The organism is Zhenhengia sp. (genome assembly GCF_046966505.1).
In the GTDB taxonomy this organism is placed as follows: Bacteria; Bacillota; Clostridia; order Lachnospirales; family Cellulosilyticaceae; genus Zhenhengia; species Zhenhengia yiwuensis.
The window spans coordinates 42,973-62,895 of sequence record NZ_JBKVCH010000015.1; the positions used below are offsets into that span (position 1 = coordinate 42,973).

The following is a 19,923-nucleotide window of genomic DNA, read 5'->3' on the forward strand; positions in this document are numbered from 1 at the left end:
ATGGAAAAGTATACAATCAATAATATTGAAGAAATTGTTAAACAAGTTATGGCAAGTTTACAAAACAATGAAGTTCAAGTAGCTTCTTCAGTGGGTCATGGAAAATCAGGTAGGGTAGCTTACTTAGTAGAAAAACAAAAAATTGAAGTAAAGACTTTTGATATTCCAGAAATTACAGATGATGAAGTGCTTGTTAAGATTGAAGGATGTGGTGTATGCGGAACAGATGTTCATGAATACAAAAACGATCCATTTGGACTTATTCCAGTTGTGCTTGGCCATGAAGGAACAGGGGAAATTATTAAAATCGGTAAAAATGTTACAAAAGATATGGTTGGCAAGCCACTTCGTGTAGGAGATAAAGTTGTAACTTCTGTAACACTTGCAGGTAGTGATGAGTTTACAACACTTAAACCAGAACGCGCTAACTTAAGTAGCAAAGCAGAAGTATATGGTCTTCTTCCAGATGATGAATACCGTTTCAATGGATGGTTTGGCGATTATATTATTCTTCGTAAAAATTCTTCTATTTTTAATGTAAGTGATATGGGGCTCGATGAGCGTATTCTTATTGAGCCAGCTGCTGTTGCAGTTCATGCAGTAGAAAGAGCAAAAACAACTCAACTACTTCGTTTTGATAGTAAAGTACTCATTCAAGGGTGTGGACCAATTGGACTTTTAGTACTTACTGTATTAAGAACAATGGGCATTCAAAACATTATTGCAATAGATGGGGATGACCAAAGACTTGGTTATGCTAAGGACTTAGGAGCAGATTATACTTTTAATTTTAAAAACTATAAGGATTTTGAAACCATGTGTGACGCAGTACACGAAGTAACAGATGGTGGAGTAGATTTTGCTTTCCAATGTACAGGAGTACCAAGTGCAGCAGGAAATATTTATAAATTCATCCGCAGAGGTGGTGGCCTTTGTGAAGTTGGATTCTTTGTAGATAATGGAAATGCTACTATTAATCCTCATTGGGATTTCTGCCAAAAAGAAATTACAGTAGTAGGGTCATGGACTTATACATTTAAAGACTATGTAACGACACTTGACTTCCTAAGAAGAGCAAAAGGAATTGGTCTTCCAGTAGAAAAGCTGATCACACATAAATTTAGCTTAGATGAGCTTAATGAAGCCATGGAAGTGAATATGAAGTTACAAGGTATTAAAGTAGCTTATGTCAATAGGTAGGAGGCCATATGGGAAAGGCAGTAGGGTTAATTGAAATTTATGGTTTAGCCACGGCGCTCTATGCTATTGATGCAGCTTGTAAAGCAGCAGATGTAACGGTAGAGTACATTGATAAGAATAAACCTGCTAATGCAGAGAGTTTAGAAGTGCCACTACTTATTATGGTAAAGTTAAGAGGAAATGTAGCAGATGTCACAGCAGGTATTGATGCAGCCAAAAGAGCAAGTGAAGAACTTGCAGGCTATGTAGTAGCACGTGTTATTGCAAGCCCGGATGAAGGCTTAGAAAAGATGCTAGCAATTAATTGTTTATAAAAGTAACCATACTAAATAAAAGAATATAGGAGGAATGTATGATGAAACAAGAAGCATTAGGAATGGTAGAAACAAGAGGCTTAGTAGCAGCAATCGAGGCGGCAGACGCAATGGTGAAAGCAGCAGATGTAACATTAATTGGAACAGAAAAAATTGGTTCAGGTCTTATTACAGTTATGGTACAAGGTGATGTAGGTGCTGTAAAAGCTGCAACAGAAGTTGGCGCAGATGCGGCGGGGAGACTTGGAGAATTAGTAGCAGTACATGTTATTCCAAGGCCACATGGGGATATTGCAAGTATTTTACCAATACAAAAATAAGGCATAAAAGAGAGTGATAGGATGAAAGCAATCGGCATTTTAGAAGTAGCATCCAATGTGGCCTCTATAGTTGCGTTAGATGCTATGGCGAAGGCGTCTGATGTAACATTGGTAACAACAGAAAAAGCACTAGGAGGAAGGCTTGTAAGCATTGTAGTGCAAGGAAGTGTTGCGGATGTAAAGGAAGCTATTGAGTATGGTAAAGTAGCAACTGAGAAAGTGGGTAAAGTAGCGGCAGTTGCAATCATTAATAACCCTCATGAAGAAGTACAAAAAGTACTTTTACATAGTGCAAGAAAACTGAGAGTGTAGGTGAAAAAAGTGGCAGAAGAAAAATCACCAAAAACTAAAAAGAAAAGTATTCAGGTAACAGAGGATACTGGGGATAGTTTAGAAACAGTTAAAGTAGTAGAAGAAAATAGGCCAGAAGTGGCTAAAGTGAGAGAGGAGAAAAAGATTATGGGTAGTCAGGCATTAGGAATGATTGAAACAAGAGGTTTAGTAGCAATTACAGAGGCAGCAGATGCTATGCTTAAAGCAGCAGATGTAACATTAGTTGGAACAGAAAAAATTGGTTCAGGTCTTGTAACAGTTATGGTAAGGGGAGACGTAGGTGCAGTTAAAGCTGCAGTAGAAGCAGGCGCAGCAGTAGCAGGTAGACTTGGTGAAGTTGTTGCAACACATGTTATTCCAAGACCACATGAAGACATTGAAAAAATTCTTCCTAAATTTTAACTTATAAAGTACAAACGAATTCCTAGAAGTGGCAGGCAGAAATCATTTCTCCTGCCTTTTACTTCATAAACAATTAGAAAACTGCAAATTTCAAGGAGGTAGCAAGGTTGGAGCATTGTAATATAGAACAAATCATTACAGTACCGATTGGAGTCTCTGCAAGACATCTGCATTTATCAAAGGAACATCTAGAAATTTTATTTGGAGAAGGTGCTACGCTTCATCCTAAAAAAGAACTGATGGGCGGACAATATGCAGCTGAAGAGAGGGTAACACTTGTAGGAACCAATCTAAGAGTAATTGAAAATGTACGTGTGTTAGGGCCTATTAGAAAAGAGACTCAGGTGGAACTTGCAAAGACAGATGCAGTTAAATTAGGTATTGCACCACCTATTCGTGAATCAGGTAATATTAAGGGGTCTGCACCTATTACTCTTGTAGGACCGAAGGGTGCTGTTCATCTAAGTGAAGGGTGTATTATAGCAAAACGTCATATTCATATGAATGCAGAAGATGCCAAAGCCTTTGGTCTTTATAATAATCAGGTGATTAGCGTACGTATTGGTGAAGAGCGTGAGGGGATCTTAAATCATGTACAAATTAGAGTAGATCCTAGTTTCACACTAGAAATGCATATTGATACAGATGAAGCCAATGCTTTAGGTGTAACTTGTAAAAGTGCAGCATATATTATGAGCTAAATATAAAGGGGTGAGCGAGAATGATTATTGGTAAGGTAGTAGGGAGTATCGTTTCTACAAGAAAGCATGAAGCGCTAGTAGGAAATAAATTTTTAATTGTAGAATCCTTACAGAAGACAGCAGAGGGAAAAAATACAATTGTAGCCATAGATGTGGTGGGTGCAGGAGTAGGGGAGACTGTACTTGTTGTAACAGGCACTAGTGCAAGGTATGCAACAAGTCATGACCGCGCCCCAGTAGATGCAGCTATTGTAGGTATTGTAGATGAAGGCAGTAATTTTATATTAGATAGATTGTAAAGGAGGTGGGTATATGAACTATGAAGTATTAAAAGAGCAGATTGCAAAGGCAGGAATTGTAGGAGCTGGAGGAGCTGGTTTTCCTACACAATTCAAGTTAGCTAAAGGGATGGATTATTTGATTATTAATGGTGCAGAATGTGAGCCATTACTTTATACAGATTACCAGATTCTTACACACTTTGGGAAAGAGCTTATTGATACTTTACATGAGCTACTAGAAATTTGTGAGATTAAACAAGGTATTATTGGTATTAAGAAAAAGTATAACGAGCTAATTAGTACACTTAGGGATTATACCCAGAGATATCCCGAAATACATATTCAAGCAGTGGATAATATTTATCCTGTTGGCGATGAGGTTACTTTAATTTATGAATGTACAGGAAGAGTTATTCCACGAGGTGAATTACCAGCTAGCCAAAAAGTAGTAGAAATCAATGTAGAAACACTTCTTAATATAGGAAGATGCTTAAGGAATGGTGAACCTGTGACCCATACCTATATGACGGTAGGAGGTGCAGTGCCAAATCCTAAGGTAGTTAAAGCGCCTATTGGAATAAAGGTAAGAGAACTCCTTAAGCTTATAGGAATAGAAGATCTAGAAGATAAGAGTATCCTAGTAGGCGGCCCTATGATGGGGCAGTTTGGAGATTTAGATACACTTATCACAAAAACCACAAAGGGTATTCTTATATTACCTCAAGATCATATACTTCATAAACTTAAAGGTAGTCCTGATATGAGTACGGTTAAAAGAGCAATGTCTTCATGTTCACAGTGCCATATGTGTACAGATTTATGCCCAAGAAATAGATTAGGTCACAAAGTAGAACCTCATAAGGTGATGAATGCGATTGCTAATGGACTTACATCCCATTATGAGGGAATAGAAACAGCACTAGGCTGTTGTGGATGTAATGTATGTTCTTATTTTGCATGTCATCATGAACTTTCGCCAAGTAAATTTATGACACTTATTAAAAAGGAACTTTTAGCTCATGGTGAAAGAGGGGTTAAGGATCTTAATCCTGTACCTAAGAAAGAGATAGGGACAAAAGTAGTAGCAAGTAGATTGACGAGTAGAATAGGACTTGGTCAGTATAATCATAAAGCCCAGTGGGATGAAACCATACTTATACCATCCATCGTAACGATTTCAACCAGGCAGCATATAGGTAAAAAGGCAAAGGTACTGGTGCAGGCTGGAGATCAAGTAGAAGTAGGTAGTTTGATTGCGCAAATGGATGAGGAAGGCATAAGTGCCAATATCCATGCAAGTGTTACAGGTAAGGTTCTTTGCGTTCAAGAAGATCAAATTATAATAGAAAGCTTAGATGATAAGGAGGGAAGATAGTAAGTGAATGAATATAAATCATTAGGGATTATGGAGTATAGATCAGTAGCCATCGGTATGAAAGCGGCTGACAGTATGCTAAAGGCAGCTGATATACAGATGATGATGATGCAGACTGTATGTCCAGGGAAATATATTGTTATGTTTACAGGTAAGCTATCTTCTGTAGAAGCAGCAGTCAAAGTAGGTAGAATAGCACCTTTTGATGAAGTGCTTGTAGATTCTTATCTATTAGGCAATCCAGATCAAAGTTTATTCGCAGCTATTTACGGAACCTGTGATAAAGAAAATCTAGCTGCTATAGGTATTTTAGAAGGTTATGCTGTAGCTTCCATGGTAGGTGTAGCAGATGAAATTGTGAAAACAAGTCCTGTAAGGCTTATAGAGTTGAGGCTTGCAAGGGGTATGACAGGTAAATCTTATGCTATTTTTGCAGGAGAAATCGCCGCAGTAGAGGCCTCTATGAAAAAAGCAGAATCGATTCTTGTAGAAGAAGGGTTATTCTTACATAGTGCAGTTATTCCAAGTCCAGATCCGGTATTATGGGAAATGCTTTAAGAAGAGGAAATAAGGGGCATGAAAATGCCCCCTTATTTTTATGCAGTTATCTAATGAGTGCAAAATAATAAACTTTTTACATAAAAAAATACCCATTATTTAGAAAGTTATATTGGTATAATAAAACTAGTTTTAATAATAGAATTAAGAAGGCTTTATTAAACTAGGAGGGTGCAATTAGATATGAACATATTGGTGCAGATCTTATTCCATTAGCATCGATGCTTAGAATTCCAGTGGCTATGCACAGCGTGCCAGAGGAAAAAGTATTTCGTCCAAAAACTTGGGACCACTTTATAAAAAATGTTGAGGTGAAGGTGAATTTATGTTAAAGAAAATACCGCCAATTATTACGCCAGAACTTATGAAGATTATGATGGAAATGGGTCATGGAGATGAGATTGTATTTGCTGATGGGAATTTTCCTTCTGCAGCTTATGCAAAAAGATTAGTAAGATGTGATGGTCATACTGTAACAGAACTTTTAGAAGCTATACTTCCTTTCTTTCCATTAGACACCTATGCGCAGCATTCTGTAGGTCTTATGTCTGTAGTGCCTGGAGACCCTGTAGTCCCTACCATTTGGGATGAATATAAGCAAGTTATAGCCACTTATGATGGTAAAGAAGCTAAAATTGAGTTTGTTGAACGCTTTGAGTTTTATGAAAGAGCCAAAAAAGCTTATGCTATTGTTTCAACAAGTGAGAGTGCTTTGTATGCTAATATTATCCTTAAAAAAGGAGTGGTTGTAGATTAATATAGGATTAATAAAAGAGGTGAAAACGAATTTTCTAGTTTTCACCTCTTTTATTATGTAGGAAATAACATGGTTTTAATGATGCCAATAAAGAGTTTTAATTAAGTTATTATTATATGAAAATAAAAATAATTTTGACCTATAAATAAAAATAATATATAATTATATACAATAAGTTAAAAATATATTGAATAAATTTATTTAATTTAACTAAGTGTACTAAAACGGAAACAAAGAGAGAATGAGTAGAAAGGTATGGGTGGAATTATGTATAAGATTGCACTTATAGACGATGAAGCCGTAGTTAGAGATGGAATGAAAGATCTTATTCCATGGGAAGAATTAGGACTTGAACTCATTGGGACAGCAGAGGATGGAGAAAAAGGCTTACTCCTCATACAAGAAATGTTACCGGACATCGTGTTATTAGATATTAATATGCCTAGGTTAAATGGGTTGGACTTAGCGCATATTTTAACCAAGAATTATCCATTAATTAAAATTATATTAATTAGTGGGTATGATGAATTCCACTATGCAAGACAAGCTTTAAGAATGGGTGTACAAGATTATATTTTAAAGCCTGTTACAAAGTCTGAAATGGTCAACCTCCTTTATGCAATAGTGGGGAAATTAGATGAAGAAAGAGAACAGATTCGAAAAGAAGCAGATGTACTCAATAAAATAGAACAATCTATACCACTTATTCAGCAAAAACTTTTAGAAGAACTTGTTTTCACTGAAATTGAAAGTAGTATGATTGCTAAAAAATGCATTAAAGCTAATATACCTTATAATAAAGCTTTTTATGGTATTTTTTTAATAGATGCAGATAATCAGATTGAAAACAAGGAACTCACCTATTTTGCAATACAAAACATTGTAAGTGAAATGGTGGTGAATAAAAAGTGGGGAATACTTTTTGAACTAGAAGAATGTAATGCAGTTCTCTATTTTACAGATGAAAAGGAAAACCCTAAAGATAAGTATGATGAGGCAATTCGGTATATTAAGTGTGCTATAACAGAATTAATAGGTATTACGGTAACTATAGGGGTAGGCATTTTAGTTAATCAAATAGAAGAAATTAGCACATCTTATCAAACGGCTTATTATGCGTTGCTGAGTAGGTTCTTTCAAGGAACTAATAAGATTATTGAGAACAGCAAGCCTTATGAAGTCACTAAGGTACACTTTGCACAGTGGGTACAGTGGGAGAGTGAAGTGATAAAGAGTATTGAACAAAAAGAGGCTTTCGAGCAGGTGATTAATAAAATAGCCAATGAAGTTAGAAAAAGAAAGATGGCTGTAAAAGATATAGAAGAACTTTGGGGGAATCTTGCATGTGCTTTATTTAAAAAGTTTATGGAAATTGATCCAAGTATTACAGAAATATTTTCTGAGGGTATTAATTTAACAGAAGAGATTAAAAACTTTAAGACATTATCCGATATGCAAATATGGATTAAGGGACTTTACGAACGATGTATGAATTATATTAATGATCAAGCTAAACCTAATAAAGTGCATATAAAAAATATTTTAGGATTTATAGAAGAAAACTATAATATGCCTGATTTATCTATGAAAATGGTATGTGATAGTGTACATATTAGTGCCAGTCATTTTAGTAATATCTTTAAAAGGGAAGTAGGAGTGACCTTTGTACAATATCTTACTGAGTATAGAATCGAAAAAGCAAAGAGGCTTTTAAAATATACACCACTTAGAACATATGAGATTTCAGAGGCAGTAGGATATGCAGATCCTCATTATTTTAGTAGTACTTTTAAAAAAGCAGTAGGGCAAAGTCCATCAGAATATAGAAAAATAAGTGGAGAACGAGAGAGAAAATGAAAAATAAAAAGTCTTATAGGTTACAGAGTAAACTGATGACCTATTTTTTTTCTTTAATTATGATTATTGTTATTATGCTAGATATATTTTTTATTTATAAAATGTCAGAAATAGTAGAAAAAGACACGCATGTGTATGCATATGAGATTGTTAAACAGCTTGGTAGAAATATAGAATCCTATATCGATCATATGCGAGAGGTTATGTGGATGATTTCAAGTCAAGATACGAGTTTAATTAACCAACTTAAGGAACCGCTTAATCAAAAAGCTGTACGAAAAAGTTATTTCCTTGAAGAGATGAGGAATAGAGGAAGTAGTAATGGCGTGGTAAGTATTAATATTTTTGGAGAAAATGGATTAGTTCTTACAGATAGTGCCTCAAATGCTATTAAAGACTATATCGATGTGAAACAAATGGAGTGGTATACAAAAGCAGTAGAGGCACAAGGAAAGCCTGTAATTTCAGCTTCTCATACGCAAAATTATCTTAAAAATGAGGGGAAATGGGTATTTTCTTTAAGTGCTGCCATTATGGAAGAAAATAAGATCCTAGGTATTGTACTGATTGATATGAGCTATAAAAATTTAACGGACATGTGTAATGATATCCAATTAGGGGAAAAGGGATATGTCTATATTGTAGGTCAGGGGCAAGAGATGATTTATCACCCTAAGCAGCAGCTTATTTATTCAGGAATTTTGCAAGAAGATTTAGCACGTGTTATGCAACAGGAGGAAGGTAGTTTTACAGAGGTTCTAGAGGATAAACGTCTTGTAACAGTACATAGCCTGAAGGAAGTAGGATGGCGAGTAGTTGGCGTATCCTATATTGGAGAGTTACTTGTATCAAAGCAAGAAATTATTATTCCGCTTATTATATTGACACTACTTGCCTTGGTTGTAGCTTTTCTTATTTCCAAACGCATTGTAAGTCAAACAGCAAAACCTATTAGAGAACTTACAGAGCATATGCAAGAAATAGAACTAGGTAAATTAGGTGTAGAGATAGATACACAAAGTGACACAGAAGAGATACAATGTCTTACCGCTTCTTTTAAAGAGATGGTATATAAGATTGAGGGGCTTATAGAACAAGTAGAAGATAATCAGAAGAAACTAAGGAAAAGCGAATTAAAGGTACTGCAATCTCAAATAAATCCTCATTTTTTATATAACTCTTTAGATACTATTATTTGGTTAGGAGAAAGAGAGGAATGTGAGAAAGTTGTACAGATGACAGCAGCACTTGCAAGGTACTTTAGATTAAGTTTAAGCAAAGGTAAAGAGGTTATTACTATTTATGAAGAAGTAGAACATGTTAAGCATTATCTACAGATTCAAAAAATACGTTATGCTAGTAAATTAACTTATACGATTGAAGTATCACCTGATATCTTTGATGAGATGATAGTAAAAATTGTGTTACAGCCATTGGTAGAAAATGCTCTCTATCACGGTATTAAGGATTTAGAAGAAGGGGGGTATATTAGAGTTTTGGGATTTAGAGAGGGAAATAATATTATTCTAGAAGTTTATGATAATGGAAAAGGCATGTCTCGTGAACAAATTAAAAATATCCTTAAAGCGCCAAGCTCTACATCTATTACAAAAGGTGGTGTAGCTATTAAGAATGTTCATGAACGCATACAGGTGTATTTTGGACAGGATTATGGACTAAGTTATGAAAGTGAATATGGTAAATGGACTAAGGTAAGGATTACAATACCGGTGATAGAAATAGGGGAATGGAATGAAAAAAATAGAACAAATTATTAAATGGTTTATAGTAGGTGTTAGTATAGGAATACTTATTTTTATAGGGTATAGTAGCTATCAGTCTTCTAAAAAGCCAAATAAAATTGTGCTCGTCTCTAAATCTATACAGAGTGAGTATGTTTTTTGGGAGACCATCCGAATGGGAGCACAACTTGCAGCTAAAGAAGAAGAAATACCCTTTGAATATGTGGGGCCTTTAGAAGAAAAAGATGTTGATAAGCAGGTTGAAATTATGAATAGCAAAATAGAAGAAGGTGCAGATATTATATTGCTAGCAGCGGCAGATAAGGAAAGATTAGCACTTAGTGTGGAAAATGCTAAGAAAAAGGGGATTACTTTAGTGAGTGTAGACTCTAGTGTGGTAGGACAGACAGAGATTGTAGCTACAGATAATGTAGCTGCGGCACAAGAGTTGACCCATTATCTTTTAGAAAGTATTAACAATAAAGGTGAAGTTATCATGCTTAACTTTGTACAGGGGGCAAGTACAGCTAATGAAAGGGAACAAGGCTATGACTTAGTTATGGCTGGGCAGGCTAAGGTGAAGCAATTACCTACAGTTTATACAGAAGGGACTACTGAAAGTGCGTATAAGAAGGCAAAGGAGATTATAAAACAATACCCTAATCTTAAAGGAATTGTAGGAGCTAATCAATACATGACAGAGGGGATTTGTCTAGCAATTGAAGAGTTAGGATTAAGTAAGAAAATTAAAGTAGTAGGTTTTGATAGTTCAAATGTTATTATAGAAGCTTTAGAAAAAGGCATAATAGAGGCTATACTGGTGCAGAAACCTTTTAATATGGGATACCTAGGAGTAAAAGTTGCAGTTGATTTGTTTGATGGTAAAAAAGTAGAGCAAGACACAGACACGGGTTATAAACTGATTACAGCGGATACCCTTTATGATACAGAAAATCAAAAACTTTTATATCCTATTATTAGATAAAATTTATTGTGTTAAATTAACAATTTAAAATTAAAACAATTATTAATAATAATTTATAAATTTATAGAAGTGTATATCATAATAAGTTAAAATAAGAAGGAGATATTGAATAAAGTTATTGGGGGAATTGACATGAAAAAACCTAATATTATCTATATATTAGCAGATGACATGGGCTATGGAGATATTTCTTATCTCAATGAAAAATGCCCATTTAAGACAAGGTATTTTGATCAGCTAGGAGAGGAGGGCATGAGTTTTACAGATGCACATGCAACTTCAGCTGTATGTACACCTTCAAGATATGGCATATTAACAGGACGTTATAATTGGCGTTCAAGACTTAAAACAGGTGTAATAGGAGGTTATACACCTCATCTTATAGAAGATGGTAGACAAACTGTAGCTAATCTTTTATCGGACTCAGGTTATTATACTGCTTGTATTGGTAAATGGCACTTGGGAATGGACTGGCCATGTCATGGGGAATTTAAAAGTGTACCAGACTTTGGGGTAGTAGAAAATGTAGATTATACAGGAATTATTAAAAATGGGCCTGTTGATTTTGGATTTGATTATTATTATGGGATTAGTGCATCTTTAGATATGCCACCATATGTTTATATTGAAAATAATAAAGTAGTAGAATTGCCTACTAAGGTTACAAGTGATTCTGGTAAGCGTTTTTGGAGAGAAGGGCCTACAGCGCCAAACTTTAAACATGAACAAGTGCTGCCACATCTTACAGATAAAGTTGTACAGACTATAGAGGAACATAAAGAAGAACCATTCTTTATTTACTTCCCATTACCTGCACCACATACACCTATTTTACCTACCAAGGAATGGATAGGTAAATCGGGGACTAATGAATATGGTGACTTTGTTATGATGTGTGATGCCATGGTAGGTAAGGTAATGGAGAAAGTAAAAGCATGTGGATTAGAAGAAAATACGATTATTATCTATACATCAGATAATGGATGTTCGCCGTCAGCAGATTATAAGGAGCTAGCGGAAAAAGGACATAATCCAAGCTATATCTTTAGAGGTCATAAGGCAGATATTTATGAAGGGGGCCATCGTATCCCGCTTCTTATCAAATGGCCAGAAGTTATTAAAGCAGGAAGTCAATGTAATGAGACAGTTTGTCTTGCTGATTTCATGGCTACTATGGCAGATTTACTAGGTGTTATATTGCCAGATAATATGGGAGAAGATAGTGTAAGTGAACTAGGGTTATGGAAAGGACAAGATCAGTATACAAGAGAGGCCCTTGTTCACCAAAGTATTGATGGGTCTTTATCTATTCGTAAAGGTAAGTATAAGCTAGAGATGTGTAAAGGGTCTGGAGGATGGAGCTATCCAGTCCCTAATTCGGAAGTAGAAAGGCAGCTCCCACATGTTCAGCTCTATGACTTAGAAGTGGATATAAAGGAGCAACATAATATTTATGAGCAGCATCCTGAAGTAGTTAAGGAACTTAAAGAACTTTTAACTAAGTATGTAAAAGAAGGCCGAAGTACGCCAGGTATACCTCAAAAGAATAACGGCGTAGAAGTATGGGAAACCATTAAATGGATTACTGAATAAAGAGTAGGTTATACAGCTTTAGCAAGTGCAACACTTTGCTTCGTCTTCAAATGGTTTGATACTCCATAGAACTTCGAATACGTATAAAATAGAATAGAGTATAAAATAGAATAGAGTATAAAATAAAAGGTTGAGTTTTGAAATGAAGACTCAACCTTTTATTTTAAAATATTTTATATTTGATATAGTTTAATATTATCATATAATATAACTAAAAGCCTAATTACAGATGAATTATATAAGGGAGTTAATATATGTGCAAAAAAAATTTTTCAAGAAATACAAGATTTGTCCAATGAAATCAATCAAGACATTATAAAATTAGATATTCAAGCGATCAATGATGATGGTTATACAGGTGATAGAAATCGTGAACTTATAAAAGTAGAGTTAGAGGAGGGAGAAAAAAGTGTATTGGTTATGGGGCTTAATCCTTCTATTAGTATAGGAGAGTATGAGGATCCTGATATTAATTTTTTAAAGTGGATTAATGCGCCAGAGAATGATAAGACTTTCAAATGGATTAAGGATAACAAGAAATATACACATCAGACCTACTATAAACCACGTTATGAACTTTTTAAAGGGTATAGTATGATGTGGGAGAAGGAGGATTATCTTAATAAATACATTGAGAAATATACTTTAGAAGAGGAAATTAAAGAGTATCTTTATGAACATAGGCAGAATTCTTCTAACTATGTACTTTTTGCAGATCTTTTATATTTTAAATGCACAAATTCTAAACCAATTCAAGATGTTATACTAAAGAATAAAAAATTAAGCGATAAGATTTTTCAATTATTCTTAAAACAGGTAGAGTATTATAATCCAAAGATTGTATGTTTTGGATATGGAAGTGCAAGTAGCTTTATTAAGAAGAAGTTTAAAAAGATAGGGCAAAATGTAAAAAATGTCTATGAGCAAGGTTCTACTCAGGTAGATGAATGTTATTATAAAGGAGTCAAATACGTTTTTTGTACACAAAGTATAAAATGGAAATATGGTAAGATGAGTGGCAAAGTATTAGAAGCCTATGAGAATAGTATTTATACCTATTTACAGGATAATAATATGATGCCAAGTCAGGTTCAGTGGAATGATAAAGTAGAAGCTTAGAAGAGTTATTAGGAAATCTTGATCAAAGAGAGGAAAGACTAGATGAAAAAATGTATGTATTGTAATCAGCCTATCGAAGATAAAGGCTATAATCATAAAATAGGCTATTTTTGTTCAGAGGAGCATTTCGAAAAGTACTGTGATACGCTGTTAAAAGAAGAGTTAGCACTTTTAATGCACAGTATTTGTCCGTGTAGTGATGATGGAGAAGAATAGGGGTTAATAAGGGAGAAGGCCGGTAAAGTAAAAGTTAAAATAAATACTTTTAAAATTAGAAAATTTTTACTATAATAAAAGTAAAAAGGGGATGTAGCTCACTTGGGAGAGCGCTTGAATGGCATTCAAGAGGTGGGGGGTTCGATTCCCCTCATCTCCATTAATAAAACCCTCGAACTTAGAAATAACTAGGTTCGAGGGTTATTTTTATTCTTGGTGTTCTTTTATGTATTGACGAGGTGTCGTGTTACAAACTGTTGTAAAGGCACGATAGAAACTTCTTAAGCTTTCAAACCCACATTCATAAGCAATTTCTGTAATGTTTTTATCTGTAAAGAGTAATTGCTTTGCAAGGTTGATACGTAGGTAATTGATGTAATTAGGTACGCTACAACCAATCTGTGTATTAAAGAGATGAGAAATATAAAATTTAGAAATTCCTAGATGAGTAGCAATGGTATCAAGAGAAATTTGCTCTTGATAATGCATATAAATATGGTCTAAGATTGTTTGAATTGTATGGTTATGTTGAGTATTTGTGTCAATAAAACTTAGTTCATTGAGAATAGAAGCTAAAATAATAGAGAGATAACCTTTACTAAGTAAACTATTAGAAGATGATTGAGTGAGTGCTTGAAAGTAGTGCTTAAGGCTAAGTAGATGAGGGACATCTGAAATAAAAGGGTGAGAAGGCGTACTTTTTTTTAGCAGGTAATCTATTTCAGGTATCAAAATAGGATCAAAGATAGTTAAAATACAAAGACTGTTTTTTTCTGTATGAAAAGAGTGGATCTTATGAGGTGGAATAAATGCAATAGAGCCAGAAGAGAGTAATTGCTTGTTATTATCTATTTGAATGAGAATACTTCCATTAACGATATAGAGTAGTTCGATTTGTATATGCATATGAGGTAAAAAAGTAAGATTTTGAACATACTCTGAGCGAATTATATGAGATTCTTGATTGGAAAAAAACTCATAAAAACCTTTGGGATAGGATAAAGTTTTCATTGATACACTCGCCTTTCAAGTATTTTACTTTATTATCTTATAGCCTAAAGAATATAGCAATATATGGCGTGAATTTTATTGTATGTGGCATGAAATTTTTAATTAGGAGTGCTAGAATGAACTCAAATTTAATTAAAGGGGAATGTGCGATGCGTTATAAATTAGCTATTATCGGATATGGTGGTATGGGTGGATGGCATCATGAGAATATTAGAAAAAGTTTACCGGAAATAGAGGTTGTAGGTGCCTATGACATTAGAGAAGAAATGTTGCAAAAAGCCAGTGAAAAAGGACTAAGAGCCTATAAAAGTGTGGAGGAGTTGTTAAAGGATAAGACTGTTGACATAGTGACAATTGCAACGCCTAATAATTTTCATAAAGACTATGCTATAGCTTGTCTTAAAGCAGGTAAACATGTTGTATGTGAAAAACCTGTAGCCATGAATGCAAAAGAGTTAGAAGAAATTATAGAGGTTAGTAAACAAGAACAAAAACTATTTTCTATTCATCAAAATAGAAGATGGGATAAAGATTATCGGATAATGAAAGCAATTTATGACCAAAATTTAATAGGCAAATTCTATCGTATTGAGAGTAGAGTTCAAGGTTCTAGGCGTGCCTTACATGGCTGGCGTGGATATAAAGTAAATGGTGGAGGTATGGTACTAGACTGGGGAGTACACATGATTGATCAGCTCTTATGGATGTTCCCAGAAGAAGTAATTTCAGTGGAGGCACACTTACATAATATTTTTGCACCTGAAGTAGATGATCACTTTGATGTCCTTCTAAGATTTGAGAGTGGTATCACTGCCTTAGTTGAGGTTGCCATGAATTGTTTAGTTACTCAGCCACGCTGGCATGTGTGTGGTGTAGAGGGCTCAGCCATTATAGAAGATTGGGATGGAAATGGAAAGATTGTAACGATTAAAGAAGATAGTGAAATGGAATGGGAAGATGAGATTGTTTATACAAGTGCAGGGCCTACAAGAACCATGGCACCTAGACCAAAGCATACAACAAAAGAGATGGCATTGCCAGAAGTAAGTGTAGACTGGGCGAACTATTATAAGAATATAGTAGGTGTCCTAGAGGGGCAGGAAGAGCTTATTGTTAAGCCAGAAGAGGTGTTAAGAGTGATGAAGGTTATTGATATCATTTTTGAAGCACAAGCAAGAGGATGCGGCATAGCTTGTCGTATATAAGGGGGAAAAGTATGAAAAAAGTATTGATTTTTCAAGGTGGATGGGATGGTCACCAGCCTGATTTAGTTTCAAAGCGTTTTGCGGCTTTATTGCGTCAAGAAGGATTTGAAGTAGAAATCTATGATCATTTAGACTGTCTAGCTGATGTAAATTATCTTAAAACTTTAGACTTAATTATTTCTTGCTGGACGATGGGTGAAATTAAACATGAATATGTGCAAAATATATCTCAAGCTGTTGGAAGTGGGGTAGGACTTGCTGGATGTCATGGGGGCATGTGTGATGCCTTTAGACAAGATACCGAATGGCAGTTTATAACTGGAGGGCAATGGGTAAGCCATCCAGGAGGAGATGGTATAGAATACACTGTTAATATTTGTAAAGGATCACATGACATCGTAGAGGGAATAGAAGATTTCAAAGTGAAAAGTGAACATTACTACTTACATGTTGACCCAGCTATAGAGATATTAGCCACAACAAAGTTTCCATTAGTTAATTATTATCATAGTGCCAATAAGCCTATAGATATGCCTGTTGCATGGATTAAATATTGGGGAAATGGAAGAGTATTTTATACTTCATTAGGACATCAAGATAATGTATTTGATCATGCACCAGAAGCGCAAGAGATGATGCTACGAGGGATGCTATGGGCAGCAGAGGGTAAGGGTATAGCTGTTAAGCAGAACCTTACCACGAAACGATTCGAAAATAATGCAAAGATGTATTAGGGGGAATAAGGGATGGAGCGCGTAAGGATAGGAATTGTAGGGATCGGAGACATTAGCGGTATTTATCTAGATAATTTAACTAAAAGATTTAAAGACGCCATAGAGATAGTAGGTGTATGTGATTTAGTAAGAGAAAAAGCAGAAAGAGCAGTGGAAAAGTATAACATTCCAAAGTTATACGAGACCATGTATGACCTTTTTGCAGATGAAAGTATAGAACTCGTATTGAATTTAACACGTCCTTATGAGCATTTTGAGGTATCTAAAGCAGCACTGCTAGCAGGAAAGCATGTTTATTCTGAAAAACCTCTAGGTGCTACGTTCGAAGAGGGGAAAGAACTTGTAAAGATTGCCGAAGAGCAAAACTTAAGAATAGGTGGTGCGCCTGATACATTTTTAGGTGGGGGAATTCAAACTTGTCGTAAACTCATTGAAGATGGCTATATAGGCATGCCAGTAGGTGCATCAGCCTTTATGGTATGTAGAGGGCATGAATCTTGGCATCCAGACCCAGAATTTTATTATAAACATGGTGGTGGACCAATGATGGATATGGGGCCTTATTATATCTCAGCACTTGTAAATTTATTAGGAGGTATCAAGCAGGTTTCTGGAATGACAAAGATTTCTTTCCCACAAAGAAAAATTACAAGCCAGCCTCATTGTGGGGAGATTATTGATGTAGATGTACCAACTTATGTAACAGGCATGATGGCTTTTGAGAGTGGTGTAATAGGAACCATTTTTACAACCTTTGATGTGTACAAAGCAGAAGTACCACACATTGAAATTTATGGTTCAGAAGGGACATTATCTGTACCTGATCCTAATACTTTTGGAGGTCCTATAAGGTTGTATCGCCCAAGTAAAGGTGAATTTTTAGAGTTTCCAATAGCATTTGATTATGTAGATAATAGCAGAGGACTTGGGCTTTTTGAGATGGCACAGGCACTTAGAAAAGGAGAAAAGGCAAAAACGAGTAGTAACTTAACCTATCATGTACTAGAGGTAATGACAGGATTTGAAAGAAGTGCAAACATGGGAGAACATGTGACTATAGAATCAGTATTTGAGTTATTACCAATGAATAAATAATGACAAAGGGCTATACAATAAGTTTCTGAAAAAATTGCGAAAACTCATATCCGATTGGATATGAGTTTTTTATACAAGTATTTTTATAGTGGAAAATTTTATTGAAGTTTAAATATCATAATTCTAAATAAACCTGTAACTTATTTTATAGATTTGCATCATATTTATGCAATAAGATGAGGTAGTGATTAGCTTCCCTTAGTATGTGATCTGCTAATAATGGTAGTGCAATAGAGCTAATTTCACAGGCTAATAAACCTTCAGTTGCCTGGTCTTTAAAGTTTCTAAGTCTCTTAGTTGCTTCTAAACTGTCCTCTGTAACATTTTGAAGCATACAAGCTCTATCAGATGCAGCTAAAGCTTCCCTTCTTAATTCATCAAATTCATTTGCAAAATCATTGGCAGTTTCAATTAAATTATCTTCAGTAGGATCTAATAGTCCTCTTAAAAACTTAGAATGTTCGGCCATTATTCTGTTCCAGAAAGGTTCTTGATTAAGTGCATCTTCAATTATATCGATATCTTCTCTTTTTTGTAATTCTACTAATAGAGACATAAAGAGTTTAGCTTCTCTTCTAATATGATCTATTAATAAAGGATAGGCAGTAGTATAAAGTTTACACTCTAAAACGGCTTTTAAAGCGTTAGATTTAAAGGCACAAATTGCCTTAGTAGCTTCAATAGCATTGCAATTTAGTTCAAAAATATCTTCAACTAATGATTGATCAAATTGATTATCATCCCGGCAACATGAAAGTTCCATTTCTAATCTCGTTATACTTGTATCTATAGGTACTCCAGTTAGACGTTCAGACATTTTTTCAGCATCTAAGGTATGTTCTGTGAGGGCATCAGGTCGCAAATCAACTACGCCACAAGCCAGATTGATAGTTCTTACAAGAAGGTCACTAAAAATTTCTTGAAAGTTCCTTGCCTCTTGTTGTAGGTCAGCATTTTTCTCAAGTATAGATGTTTCTAAAAAAAAGGCATGTTCTTTCATAATTCTCAAAAAGAATAGGTTAATATTTAAAGATTGTTTTATAAAACATTGATCAGACAACATATTTTATCCCCCTATCTAAAGTTTTAATATTACCATGCAATAATATAATATGTGTAATGAATAAAATAGTGAACATAAATAAAAAGGAAGATATAGTACTTTATTCTTATAAAATAACAGCAAAGCTCCATACAGCTTAAAAAAACTGTATGGAGCTTTTTATATAAACTATGTTTAGAAAGCAAATGCAATATAAAATTTAACATCTAACATTTTTACGTTTAAATCCTAATTGTCCTTTATCCACTGCTTTTTGAATAGCTTCAGAAGCTAGAGGAACATTACATTTCGTTTTAACTGAAGAGACTTCTACCTTGCCAATTGCATTTGCAACAGCAACTGCTCTTTCATGTAGTGGCATATAAGAAATACCTACTGTGGTAACAAAATTGTTCATAGCGTATTTAGCACGATTTGGGCTATTATGAATAGTTTTTTCTACAATTTCGAGCATTTTATTAAGTTTTTCTTGATCAAATTCTTCATCCTTACGGTTGCCTAAGAGCCAGCAATAACAGCTGTAACCTGCAGACATAAATAATTCTTTGCCACTTGCTATCCATTTATCAGAAACAGCCTGAGCAATGTCTGTTTCAGCAAGTGTCACAGCTACGATATAATCGGAAATCATATAAAAATAAGCTGTGCCCATCCAACGGTCAAAATCTGCCTCAGACATAGCACTTGGGTCTGCAATCATACCTGCAAGATACATGGCATCATAGTTGCCGGTTGCGTAAAGCTCTTCTGCAATGTCTTGATTTTTCTTAAGCTTTTTAGCAAGGGGTTTCATTGCACCTGTTGCAACACCAAAAAGCGGTTCATGGGCACCATTACGTATGTAGGTTTTTTTAGTTCTTTCTGTACCTAGTAATTCAAGCTCTTGTAAAATTGTTCGAATATCCATGGAATCATCCTTTGTAGTTTAAATATCTTAAGAAAAATTATACAGTGATTGAGGGTTAAGTCAAGATTACGCGTTAGATTGTTTAATAACAAATATTCAAGTATTAGTTAAACAGAAAATTTAAAAAATACGAGTTTCTAAAATTTAAGAAACTC

General features: G+C 34.7%; 22 protein-coding genes and 1 tRNA gene. 20 read left to right on the forward strand and 3 right to left on the reverse strand.

Going from position 1 to position 19,923, the window contains the following annotated elements; genetic code table 11:
- From ACLTBU_RS14465 to ACLTBU_RS14545, 17 genes are all read left to right on the forward strand, one after another.
- Positions 1-1,200 carry a zinc-dependent alcohol dehydrogenase gene (locus tag ACLTBU_RS14465; RefSeq protein ID WP_249332559.1) on the forward strand — a complete coding sequence of 400 codons (1,200 nt, stop codon included), beginning with the start codon at positions 1-3 and terminating at the stop codon, positions 1,198-1,200.
- An 8-nt stretch (positions 1,201-1,208) separates the two neighbouring features.
- Entirely contained in the window at positions 1,209-1,514 is a 306-nt protein-coding gene (locus ACLTBU_RS14470; RefSeq protein WP_177671577.1) for a BMC domain-containing protein, read from the forward strand.
- 41 nt (positions 1,515-1,555) lie between these two features.
- Positions 1,556-1,834: a BMC domain-containing protein gene (locus ACLTBU_RS14475; protein WP_249332600.1), complete on the forward strand. Its 279-nt coding sequence runs from the start codon at positions 1,556-1,558 to the stop codon at positions 1,832-1,834.
- A gap of 21 nt (positions 1,835-1,855) precedes the next feature.
- Positions 1,856-2,146, forward strand: coding sequence for a BMC domain-containing protein (locus tag ACLTBU_RS14480; protein WP_177671576.1), 291 nt, complete (start codon positions 1,856-1,858; stop codon positions 2,144-2,146).
- A gap of 147 nt (positions 2,147-2,293) precedes the next feature.
- Positions 2,294-2,569 carry a BMC domain-containing protein gene (locus ACLTBU_RS14485; RefSeq protein WP_177671630.1) on the forward strand — a complete coding sequence of 92 codons (276 nt, stop codon included), beginning with the start codon at positions 2,294-2,296 and terminating at the stop codon, positions 2,567-2,569.
- Positions 2,570-2,676: 107 nt separating this feature from the next.
- On the forward strand, positions 2,677-3,270 hold the full coding sequence (gene pduL, locus ACLTBU_RS14490; protein ID WP_177671575.1) for a phosphate propanoyltransferase: 594 nt from the start codon (positions 2,677-2,679) through the stop codon (positions 3,268-3,270).
- Between the two features lie 20 nt (positions 3,271-3,290).
- Complete coding sequence (locus ACLTBU_RS14495) at positions 3,291-3,569, forward strand: EutN/CcmL family microcompartment protein (protein WP_177671574.1); 279 nt, start codon at positions 3,291-3,293, stop codon at positions 3,567-3,569.
- A gap of 13 nt (positions 3,570-3,582) precedes the next feature.
- Entirely contained in the window at positions 3,583-4,926 is a 1,344-nt protein-coding gene (locus ACLTBU_RS14500; RefSeq protein ID WP_412219618.1) for a 4Fe-4S dicluster domain-containing protein, read from the forward strand.
- 3 nt (positions 4,927-4,929) lie between these two features.
- A complete protein-coding gene (locus tag ACLTBU_RS14505; RefSeq protein WP_412181387.1) occupies positions 4,930-5,484 on the forward strand; it encodes a BMC domain-containing protein in 555 nt (184 codons plus the stop codon).
- Positions 5,485-5,809: 325 nt separating this feature from the next.
- Positions 5,810-6,241 carry an L-fucose mutarotase gene (fucU, locus tag ACLTBU_RS14510; RefSeq protein ID WP_412219620.1) on the forward strand — a complete coding sequence of 144 codons (432 nt, stop codon included), beginning with the start codon at positions 5,810-5,812 and terminating at the stop codon, positions 6,239-6,241.
- A 267-nt stretch (positions 6,242-6,508) separates the two neighbouring features.
- Positions 6,509-8,098, forward strand: a complete 1,590-nt coding sequence (locus ACLTBU_RS14515; protein ID WP_249332557.1) for a response regulator — start codon at positions 6,509-6,511, stop codon at positions 8,096-8,098.
- Complete coding sequence (locus ACLTBU_RS14520; RefSeq protein ID WP_249332556.1) at positions 8,095-9,876, forward strand: sensor histidine kinase; 1,782 nt, start codon at positions 8,095-8,097, stop codon at positions 9,874-9,876. Before ACLTBU_RS14515 ends, ACLTBU_RS14520 begins: the two co-directional genes overlap by 4 nt.
- Complete coding sequence (locus tag ACLTBU_RS14525; RefSeq protein WP_177671569.1) at positions 9,851-10,825, forward strand: substrate-binding domain-containing protein; 975 nt, start codon at positions 9,851-9,853, stop codon at positions 10,823-10,825. Before ACLTBU_RS14520 ends, ACLTBU_RS14525 begins: the two co-directional genes overlap by 26 nt.
- Before the next feature lie 132 nt (positions 10,826-10,957).
- Entirely contained in the window at positions 10,958-12,418 is a 1,461-nt protein-coding gene (locus ACLTBU_RS14530; protein ID WP_412219623.1) for a sulfatase-like hydrolase/transferase, read from the forward strand.
- A gap of 288 nt (positions 12,419-12,706) precedes the next feature.
- A complete protein-coding gene (locus ACLTBU_RS14535) occupies positions 12,707-13,537 on the forward strand; it encodes a hypothetical protein (RefSeq protein ID WP_412219625.1) in 831 nt (276 codons plus the stop codon).
- A gap of 42 nt (positions 13,538-13,579) precedes the next feature.
- Complete coding sequence (locus tag ACLTBU_RS14540) at positions 13,580-13,753, forward strand: hypothetical protein (protein ID WP_249332553.1); 174 nt, start codon at positions 13,580-13,582, stop codon at positions 13,751-13,753.
- Positions 13,754-13,840: 87 nt separating this feature from the next.
- A tRNA-Ala gene (locus ACLTBU_RS14545) sits at positions 13,841-13,913 on the forward strand.
- Positions 13,914-13,960: 47 nt separating this feature from the next.
- On the opposite strand, the gene ACLTBU_RS14550 is transcribed toward ACLTBU_RS14545, so the two are convergent.
- Positions 13,961-14,764 (reverse strand): helix-turn-helix domain-containing protein, encoded by an 804-nt coding sequence (locus tag ACLTBU_RS14550; RefSeq protein ID WP_249332552.1) that lies wholly within the window; start codon positions 14,762-14,764, stop codon positions 13,961-13,963.
- Between the two features lie 116 nt (positions 14,765-14,880).
- Here ACLTBU_RS14550 and ACLTBU_RS14555 point away from each other — a divergent pair, with 116 nt between their 5' ends.
- From ACLTBU_RS14555 to ACLTBU_RS14565, 3 genes are read left to right on the forward strand one after another with little or no spacing between them, the layout of a single operon-like run.
- Complete coding sequence (locus tag ACLTBU_RS14555; protein WP_249332551.1) at positions 14,881-15,969, forward strand: Gfo/Idh/MocA family protein; 1,089 nt, start codon at positions 14,881-14,883, stop codon at positions 15,967-15,969.
- 11 nt (positions 15,970-15,980) lie between these two features.
- Positions 15,981-16,703, forward strand: coding sequence for a ThuA domain-containing protein (locus ACLTBU_RS14560; protein ID WP_249332550.1), 723 nt, complete (start codon positions 15,981-15,983; stop codon positions 16,701-16,703).
- Between the two features lie 12 nt (positions 16,704-16,715).
- Positions 16,716-17,798, forward strand: coding sequence for a Gfo/Idh/MocA family protein (locus ACLTBU_RS14565; RefSeq protein WP_412219627.1), 1,083 nt, complete (start codon positions 16,716-16,718; stop codon positions 17,796-17,798).
- A gap of 145 nt (positions 17,799-17,943) precedes the next feature.
- Here ACLTBU_RS14565 and ACLTBU_RS14570 read toward each other — a convergent pair whose 3' ends face one another.
- Positions 17,944-18,861, reverse strand: coding sequence for a DUF2935 domain-containing protein (locus ACLTBU_RS14570; RefSeq protein WP_412219630.1), 918 nt, complete (start codon positions 18,859-18,861; stop codon positions 17,944-17,946).
- A 199-nt stretch (positions 18,862-19,060) separates the two neighbouring features.
- Positions 19,061-19,768: a DNA alkylation repair protein gene (locus ACLTBU_RS14575; RefSeq protein ID WP_412219632.1), complete on the reverse strand. Its 708-nt coding sequence runs from the start codon at positions 19,766-19,768 to the stop codon at positions 19,061-19,063.
- Positions 19,769-19,923: the final 155 nt, after the last annotated feature.